The sequence below is a fragment of the Mycobacterium parascrofulaceum ATCC BAA-614 genome, from assembly GCF_000164135.1.
GTDB classification, from domain to species: domain Bacteria; phylum Actinomycetota; class Actinomycetes; order Mycobacteriales; family Mycobacteriaceae; genus Mycobacterium; species Mycobacterium parascrofulaceum.
Map to the genome: position 1 here is coordinate 760475 of NZ_GG770555.1, position 8311 is coordinate 768785.

Consider the following 8311-nt stretch of genomic DNA (forward strand, 5'->3'; position numbering starts at 1 on the left):
GGGGGCGGGATCGTGACGGCCGCGCGGCGCACTGCGGCCGCAAACAGGCTGCGCGCGTTCGGTTCCCGCACCCGGCGCGGGGCCGTCAAGGGGGTGGCCGTGTTGAGCGCCGCGGCCGTGCTGACCTCGTGCGCGAAGTGGCACGGAATCGCGAACGTGCCGATGCCCGGCGGCCCGGGCTCCGGGCCGGGTTCCTACACCGTCTACGTGCAGATGCCCGACACGCTGGCCCTCAACGACAACAGCCGGGTGCGGGTAGCCGATGTCTTCGTCGGCACGGTGCGCGCGATCCAACTGAAGAACTGGGTTGCGACGCTGACGCTGCGCCTGGGCAAGGACGTGAAGTTGCCCAGGAACGCGACGGCCAAGATCGGCCAGACCAGCCTGCTGGGCTCACAACACGTGGAGCTGGCCGCACCGCCCAACCCGTCCCCGGAGCCGCTGCGGGACGGCGACACCATCCCGCTGAAAAATGCGTCCACGTATCCCACGACGGAGCAGACGCTGGCGAGCCTCGCCATCGTGCTGCGCGGAGGCGGCATCCCGAACCTCGAAGTCCTGCAGAACGAGGTCTACAACATCGTGAACGGCCGGGCCGACCAGATCCGGGCGTTCCTCGGCAAGCTGGATACCTTCACCGCGCGGCTCGACGAGCAACGCGCCGACATCACCCGGGCCATCGATTCCACCAACCGGCTGCTGGCGTACGTGGGTCCCCGCTCCGACGTGTTGGATCGGGTCCTCACCGAATTCCCGCCACTGCTCAAGCATTTCGCCGACAAACAAAACCTTCTGATCAACGCGGTCGACGCGACGGGACGGCTCAGCGGAGTCGCCGACCAATACCTGTCGGCCTCACGGGGCGACCTGCACCAGGACTTGGCGTCGCTGCAGTGCCCCCTGCGTGAAATCGGCCGCGCGGCACCGTATCTGATTCGCGCACTCAAGCTGATCCTCGTCCGGCCGTTCGACATCGACGCGGTGCCCAAGGCATTCCGCGGCGACTACTTCAACCTGTCGCTGACGCTCGACCTGACCATGAGCGCCGTCGACAACGCGGTCCTTACCGGGACCGGGTTCTCCGGGGCGCTGCGCGCGCTCGAGCAATCGTGGGGCCGCGACCCCGAGACGATGATCCCCGACGTCCGGTACACGCCGAACCCCAACGACGCCCCGGGCGGCCCGCTGGTCGAACGGGCGGACCGGCAATGCTGACCCGCTTCATCAAGCGCCAGCTGGTCATGTTCGCCGTCCTCACGGCGATCACCGCGGTTGCGCTGGGGTGGTACTACTTGCAGATACCCACCGCAATGGGGATCGGCCAGTACACGCTGAAGGCCGAACTGCCCGCGTCGGGCGGGCTGTACAAGACCTCCAACGTCACCTATCGCGGCGAAACCATCGGCACCGTCACCGATGTCGAGCCCACCGCCACGGGCGCGCGGGTGACCATGAGCATCGGCGACCGCTACAAGATCCCGATCGACGCGTCCGCGAACGTGCATTCGGTGTCGGCGGTCGGTGAGCAGTATCTGGACCTGGTGTCGGTGGGTAACCCGCGCCAATACTTCTCGCCCGGTCAGACCATCACCAAGGGCACCATACCCACCGAAATCGGTCCGGCGCTCGACGCGGCGAACCGCGGGCTGGCCGTGCTGCCCAAGGACAAGATCGCCTCGCTGCTCGACGAAACAGCCCAAGCGGTAGGCGGATTGGGCCCCGCCCTACAACGACTGGTCGATGCGACGCAGGCGATCGCAGGCGACTTCAAGACCAACATCGCCGACGTCAACGACATCATCCAGAACTCCGGGCCGCTCCTCGACAGCCAGGTCGACTCCGGTGACTCGATCGAACGCTGGTCGCACAACCTCAACGTGCTGGCCGCCCAGAGCGCGGAGAACGACCAGCACGTGCAAAGCATCCTGACCCAGGCAGCGCCGACCGCGGACCAGGTCAACGAGGTGTTCGGCGACGTCCGTGAATCGCTGCCGCAGACACTGGCGAATCTCGCGATCGTGCTGGACATGCTCAAGCGCTACCACAAGGGCGTCGAGCAACTGCTGGTCGCCTACCCGCAGGGCGCTTCCGAGGGCCAGACGGTGACGTCGGCCTTCCCGGGCTACGCGTCGCTGGGCACCTCGCTCACGATCAACCAGCCCCCGCCGTGCCTGACCGGGTTCCTGCCGGCGGCCCAGTGGCGGTCTCCCGCGGACACCAGCCTCGCCCCGATGCCGTCGGGAACCTATTGCAAGATCCCGCAGGACACCCCCGCCAACGCCGTGCGCGGCGCGCGGAACCTGCCGTGTGTCGATGTCCCCGGTAAGCGCGCCGCCACGCCGCGGGAGTGCCGCGACTCCAAACCGTACGTTCCGCTGGGCACCAACCCGTGGTACGGCGACCCCAATCAGATCGTCACCTGCCCCGCGCCCGCGGCGCGCTGCGACCAGCCCGTGAAGCCGGGCCTGGTGATGCCCGCTCCGTCGGTCGACAACGGCCTCAACCCGGCCCCGTCCGACCGGGTGGCGGGCACCCCGCCGCCGATCAGCGATCCACTGCAGCGGCCGGGATCGGGCAGCGTCGAATGCAATGGGCAACAACCGAACCCGTGCGTCTACACGCCCGGCGGTCCGCCCCCGGCCGTTTACCTTCCCCAGAGCGGCGAACTGGTGGGGCCCGACGGCGCCAGATACGCGGTCGAGAACTCGAGCAAAACGGGTGACGACGGCTGGAAGGACATGCTGGCGCCGCCGGCCGGCCGATGAACGAAAGAGAGCGGAGCGAAATGCGGAAAGCGATTGGCTTAGGCCAGCTTCGGAGCAACGCGTGCACCTACCTCGAGCGGGTCGCCGCCGGGGAGAGCATCGACGTCGTTCGTCGCGGCAAGCTGGTGGCACGGATCGTGCCGGTGGGTGACTTCAGGGTCGCTCCGATCCCCGCGCGCTCCGTCGAACCGGCGGCGACCGACGCCGGTGGGTGGGTCGGGCTCGACGAATTGCGAACCCGCGCCGGACGGTGCTTCGACCGGGTTGCTGCCGGGGAGACGGTCAGCGTCGTTCGCGGCGGCCGATTACTGGCCCAGATCGTGCCCGCCGGTGAGGCGGAGCGGGCGCCGGTTCCGGCCGACCCGAGGGGCGGAATCGAGCTCGACGAGCTGCGAAAGCGCGCGGGACGCTACTTCGACGAGGTTGCCGCGGGGCAGACGATCGAGGTCATCCGCGGCGGCAAGCTGGTCGCCCGCATCGTGTCGGTCGCCTAGAACGGCCCCTGCTGCCGATCTCCGGCGCGGCGCGCGGAAGCTTTGCCGTGCCGCCATCGTTACGGCTGGTATGACCGCGACGGGCTTCCACGAGGGCGAGACCGCAGTGCAGCGTCGAGCCGGCGTCGAAGCCGAGGCCAGGCGGCTCGAGGGCATGCTCGGTGCGTCGGGTTTGTCCGCGGGCGCCGTGGCGTTCCTCGCGTCACAGCGGTTCGCCGCGCTGACCGGACGCGACCACGACGGCGTCCTGTGGATCTCGCCGCTGGCGGGACCACCGGGGTTCCTCCGCGGCGACGAGGGTCTCCTGCGCGTGTCGGCAGTGCCCCGGGCCGGCGATCCGCTGCACGAGATCCCCGGCGGGCAACAGGTCGGACTCATCGCCATCGACTTGGCCGCGCGGCGCAGGCTGCGGGTCAACGGCGAACTCGTCGACGCCGACGGCGGGGGCCTGACCGTGCGCGTCGACCAGTCATACGGCAACTGCCCCAAGTACATTCACCGGCACGCGATCGACGCGGCCGGGCTGGCCGCGCCCGTGCCACCGCGGCGCGCAACGCTGCTGGACCCGGCCGACCAAGCACTGATTGCGGGCTCCGACACGTTCTTCCTGGGCACGAGCCACCCCACCCGCGGTAGCGATGCCTCCCACCGCGGCGGCCCGCCCGGATTCGTCCGTGTCGGCTCCCCGACCCGGCTGTGGTGGCCGGATTTCCCGGGCAACAACATGTTCAACAGCTACGGCAACCTGGCCGTCGACGACGAGGCCGCCCTGTTGTTCATCGACTTCGGTACCGGCGCCGCGCTGCACCTCACCGGCACCGCGCGCGTGCGGTGGACCACGCCGGGCGCGGCCGGTGACGACGGCGGCGTGGGCCGAAACGTCGCATTCTCCGTTGGTGGCGTCGCGCGCTAGCCGTCGAGGAATCCGCCGTCGGGCAGCGGGCGCCGGCAAATCGCGTGCGCCTCGGCGGCATCCAGCCCGAACAGGCCGAGGACCTTCTCGGTGGCGACGTCGGCGGCGTGCGCATCGTCGCGATCGGGGTCGTCTCGCAGCAGGTTGCCGAGTCCCAGCAGCGCGCCGCCGGCCATGGCCAGGGCCAGTTCGGGATCGTCGATCGTGAACCGCCCGGCCGCCACGCCGGCTTTGATGTCGCGCAGGGCGCGCGGCGCCAAACCCCGTTCCGACGACAACAGCTCCAGCCCGTTGGCCAACAGGATCCGGCTCTCCTGCGGCCGGCGGCGAAACAGCCGGCCGGTCAGCCGGAAACTGGTGGCGAACGTCTCGGCCGGGTCCTCGATGGACTCGGTGAGCCGGTCGAGCAGCGCCCCGTAGGCGTCGAGCACGTCGGCGACCGCGGCCTCGAACAGCTGCTCCTTGCTGTCGAAATGGTTGTAGAAGGACCCCATGCCGACATCGGCGGCCTGGGTGATTTCCAGGACCGGCACGTTGACCTTGCCCTCGGCGATCAGCCGTTGCGCCGCCTGTACCAGCGCCGCCCGGGTGCGCCGCTTGCGGCGCTCGAGCCGGTTGGCGGGCTCCACCATCGCGTTCATCCCCAGCAGTATGCCTCAGTGATGAGGATTTCGTCAGGTCCTTGACTGAACGTTCTCTCGTATGTGACGATTTCGTCAGTTAGTTGGGAGTGTGTCCATGGATCTGACGGAAAGCGCCGGCCGGCGCGCGCACAGCGAGCAGGGTGCGCGGCGCGGCGAGCATCCAGGCCGGTCGCGCAACCCGGTGATCAAAGTCGCCGACATCGCGTGGCTGGAGTTCGAGCGGCCGGACCTGGCGCGGGCCGAGGCCTTCGCGCGGGCGTTCGGCTTCCACGCATCGCGGCACAGCGCCGACGAGCTGCAGTTGCGCGGCACTCAGGCGGGTGGGCCCTGCGTGATCGTGCGTCGCGGGCGGCGAAACCGGTTCACCGGTGCGGCCTTTCGGGCCTTCGACGAGGCGGACGTGCACCGGCTGGCGGCCAACGCCGGCACCACCGCGCGGCCGCTGCCGGAGACCATCGGCGGCCTGGCGGTCGAGTTGTCCGACCCGAGCGGCATGCCGGTAAGAGTGGTCGCCGGCGTGCACGAGCTGCCGGAGCTGCCGGGCCAACCGCCCCACACCTTCAACTTCGGGCGAGACGTCCGGCGCACCAACGCCGGTCAGCGTCCGCCCCGGGTGCCCGCGCGGGTGCAGCGCCTGGGACACCTGGTGGTGCAGTCGACCAAGTACCTCGAGACGTTGGACTGGTACCTGGACAACCTCGGCATGATCGTCAGCGATTTCCTGTACTTCCCCGACCAGCGTGACCGGGGGCCGACGATGAGCTTCATCCGGTGCGACCGCGGATCGACACCGGCCGACCATCACACGCTGGCGATGGCACTCGGGCCGGCCAACCGCTACGTCCACTCGGCCTATCAGGTCAGCGACCTCGACGCCCTGGCTGCCGGCGGCGAATACCTCAGCGCGCGGGGCTATACCCGGTCCTGGGGAATCGGCCGACACATCCAGGGCAGCCAGATCTTCGACTACTGGCGCGATCCCGACGGCTACCTGTTCGAGCACTTCACCGACGGCGACCTGTTCGACAACAGCCTGGAGCCGGGCTGGGCGCCCTTCACCGCGTCCGGATTGGCTCAATGGGGGCCGCCGGCCACCAGGGACTTCCTCGGAACCGACGCGAGATCGGCTCCCCGCGAACTGGTTTCGATGATCACCGCGCTGCGCGCGCACAACGAGTTCGATGTCAACCGCATGGTCGGCCTACTGAAAGTTCCCACCTCATGACCCTTTCCGTGTTGCACACCGTCTCCGAAACCGGCTACGGCTGGTGGCTCAAAACCGCCCAGGGTGCGGTCAGGATCGACACCGACGCCACCAGCACCGGCGCGCTGCTGGCCGACCGGGCCGCCATCGAGAGTGCGGCCGCGGGTGCCGCTACCGTCGCTGTCGACACCCTCGAACCGGTCTCGCCGGTGACCCGCCCGTGCCGGGTCATCGCCCAGATGACCAACTACGAGTCGCACGTCAGGGACGCGGGCATGGATCCCGCGTCGACCCCGCTCACCTTCTTCCGCAAGGCGTCGGCGTCCATCTCCGGCCCCTTCGACGACATCGTCAAACCTCAGCACGTCAAGCTGCTCGACTACGAGGTGGAGATCGGCCTGGTGATCGGCCGTGCCATTCCGGTCGGGACCGACATCTCCGACGCCAACCTCGGCGACTTCGTCGCCGCACTGGTCGTCACCAACGACGTCTCCGCGCGCGACGTCCAACTCCCGCAAACCCAGTTCTACGAGGCCAAGTCGTACCCGACCTTCACCCCGGTCGGCCCCGAACTGGTGCTGCTCACCACCGACGAATTCAAGCGCTTCGGCGATCTGCGGCTGCGCCTGAGCGTCAACGGCCAAGAGCGCCAGAACGCCCTGGTCGAGGGCGACATGCTGTACCGGCCCCTGGAGGCGCTGCAGTCGCTCACCCAGTTCCAGGAACTCGCCCCGGGTGACCTGGTGCTCACCGGCACCCCGGCCGGCACCGCGTTGAGCGCCCCGCCGAAGCCCGTGCAGTTCATCGGAAACCTGCTGCCGCCCGCGATGAAGTGGAAGATGTTCTTCTCGCGCCAGGCAGCCAACCGGAACTACTTGCACGACGGTGACGTCGTCGAGGCGTCGGTGGCCACCGACGACGGGGCCATCGATCTCGGAACGCAGCGCACCGCGGTCCGATTCGCGTGACGGACACTCAGCGGTTTCCCGTCGTGATCGTCGGCGCCGGACCGACCGGCGTCACCGCCGCCACGCTGCTGGCGCAGAACGGGGTGGACTGTTTGGTCCTCGACCGCTGGCCCGGCGTGTACCCCCAACCGCGCGCCGTGCACCTTGACGACGAGATCTATCGCGTCATCGCCCGCCTCGGCATCGCGGGCGAGTTCGCCGCGCTGTCCCGACCCACACTGGGATTGCGATTGGTGGACAACCGACTTCGCACGCTCGCCGAGTTCGACCGCGACCCGGAGCGCAGCGTGCACGGCTTCCCCCAGGCCAACATGTTCGACCAGCCGGAGCTGGAGGCCCTGCTGCGCGCCAACCTCGAGCGCCACCCCGCTGCCCGACTGCGCGGGAACGCCGAAGTCACCGACGTCGCGGCGAGCGACACCTCGATCCGGGTCACCTTCACCGACCGCTCCGACGGCCGCGTTCATCGGGTCGACGCCGACTACCTACTGGGCTGCGACGGCGCCAACAGCGTAGTGCGGGCCGCGATCGGCTCGACCATGCGGGACTTGAACTTTCAGCAGCGCTGGCTGGTGGTGGACGTCGCGAGCGAGGCCGACCTGGGCCAGTGGGACGGCGTGCACCAGGTGTGTGACCCGGACCGCGCCGGGACCTACATGCGCATCGGGCCGGCCCGCTACCGGTGGGAGTTCCAATTGCTGGCCGGCGAAGCGGCGAACGACTTCGACACCATGGACCGGTTGCTTCCGTTGATCGAGCCGTGGACCCGCACGGTACCCGTCGGCGAGCTGACCCTGTTACGGGTCACCGAGTACACATTCCGCGCGCAGATCGCCGACCGCTGGCGCCGCGGGAACGTCTTCCTGCTGGGCGACGCGGCCCACCTCACTCCCCCGTTCATCGGGCAGGGCATGGGGGCGGGACTGCGCGACGCGGCCAACCTGGCATGGAAGATCGCCGGTGTCCACCACGGCACCCTGGCGCCGGGCGTCCTCGAAACCTATGAGCGGGAACGTAAACCGCATGCCCGTTCCATGATCCGGCTGGCGCTCGGCGTCGGTTGGGCGATGACCGGCGGCGGCCGCCTGGGCGATGCGGCCCGCCGCGCGGTGTTGCCGCGGCTGCGGCTCGTCCCCGGCCTGCGCGACAAGGTCGTCGACTCCAGGACGCCGGCGTTGCGCCGTTCTGCGCTGGTGTACCGATCGGTGCGGCGGCCGGGCCGCCTCGCCGGGACCCTCTGCCCCAACCCGGCGCTGCGCGACGGTCGCCGGCTGGACGACGTGCTCGGCCCCGGCTTCGCGTTGGTCAGCGCCGCTCGCCCGG

Annotated in this window: 8 protein-coding genes; 7 read left to right on the forward strand and 1 reads right to left on the reverse strand. The window is 69.5% G+C overall.

The window, feature by feature from the left end:
* Window positions 1–93 precede the first annotated feature (93 nt).
* The 4 genes from HMPREF0591_RS19045 (at window position 94) to HMPREF0591_RS19060 (ending at window position 4172) form a co-directional block, all read left to right on the forward strand.
* On the forward strand, window positions 94–1215 hold the full coding sequence (locus HMPREF0591_RS19045; protein WP_425270222.1) for a virulence factor Mce family protein: 1122 nt from the start codon (window positions 94–96) through the stop codon (window positions 1213–1215).
* Window positions 1209–2765 carry a virulence factor Mce family protein gene (locus tag HMPREF0591_RS19050; RefSeq protein ID WP_007170282.1) on the forward strand — a complete coding sequence of 519 codons (1557 nt, stop codon included), beginning with the start codon at window positions 1209–1211 and terminating at the stop codon, window positions 2763–2765. Before HMPREF0591_RS19045 ends, HMPREF0591_RS19050 begins: the two co-directional genes overlap by 7 nt.
* A gap of 20 nt (window positions 2766–2785) precedes the next feature.
* The gene (locus HMPREF0591_RS19055) at window positions 2786–3259 is read left to right on the forward strand and encodes a type II toxin-antitoxin system Phd/YefM family antitoxin (RefSeq protein ID WP_040623118.1); all 474 of its coding nucleotides are present in this window, start codon (window positions 2786–2788) and stop codon (window positions 3257–3259) included.
* Window positions 3260–3329: 70 nt separating this feature from the next.
* Complete coding sequence (locus HMPREF0591_RS19060) at window positions 3330–4172, forward strand: pyridoxamine 5'-phosphate oxidase family protein (RefSeq protein WP_007170284.1); 843 nt, start codon at window positions 3330–3332, stop codon at window positions 4170–4172.
* Here the strand turns inward: HMPREF0591_RS19060 and HMPREF0591_RS19065 are convergent.
* Window positions 4169–4813, reverse strand: a complete 645-nt coding sequence (locus tag HMPREF0591_RS19065; RefSeq protein WP_007170285.1) for a TetR/AcrR family transcriptional regulator — start codon at window positions 4811–4813, stop codon at window positions 4169–4171. The two genes, HMPREF0591_RS19060 and HMPREF0591_RS19065, sit on opposite strands and share 4 nt — an antisense overlap.
* A gap of 97 nt (window positions 4814–4910) precedes the next feature.
* Between HMPREF0591_RS19065 and HMPREF0591_RS19070 the strand changes: the two genes are divergently transcribed.
* From HMPREF0591_RS19070 to mhpA, 3 genes are all read left to right on the forward strand, one after another.
* Window positions 4911–6041 (forward strand): VOC family protein, encoded by a 1131-nt coding sequence (locus HMPREF0591_RS19070; RefSeq protein ID WP_007170286.1) that lies wholly within the window; start codon window positions 4911–4913, stop codon window positions 6039–6041.
* Window positions 6038–6988: a fumarylacetoacetate hydrolase family protein gene (locus HMPREF0591_RS19075; protein ID WP_007170287.1), complete on the forward strand. Its 951-nt coding sequence runs from the start codon at window positions 6038–6040 to the stop codon at window positions 6986–6988. The genes HMPREF0591_RS19070 and HMPREF0591_RS19075 overlap by 4 nt, the downstream gene beginning before the upstream one ends.
* The coding region (gene mhpA / locus HMPREF0591_RS19080; RefSeq protein ID WP_007170288.1) for a bifunctional 3-(3-hydroxy-phenyl)propionate/3-hydroxycinnamic acid hydroxylase MhpA at window positions 6985–8311 on the forward strand (1327 nt) is incomplete at its 3' end. The genes HMPREF0591_RS19075 and mhpA, both read left to right, overlap by 4 nt.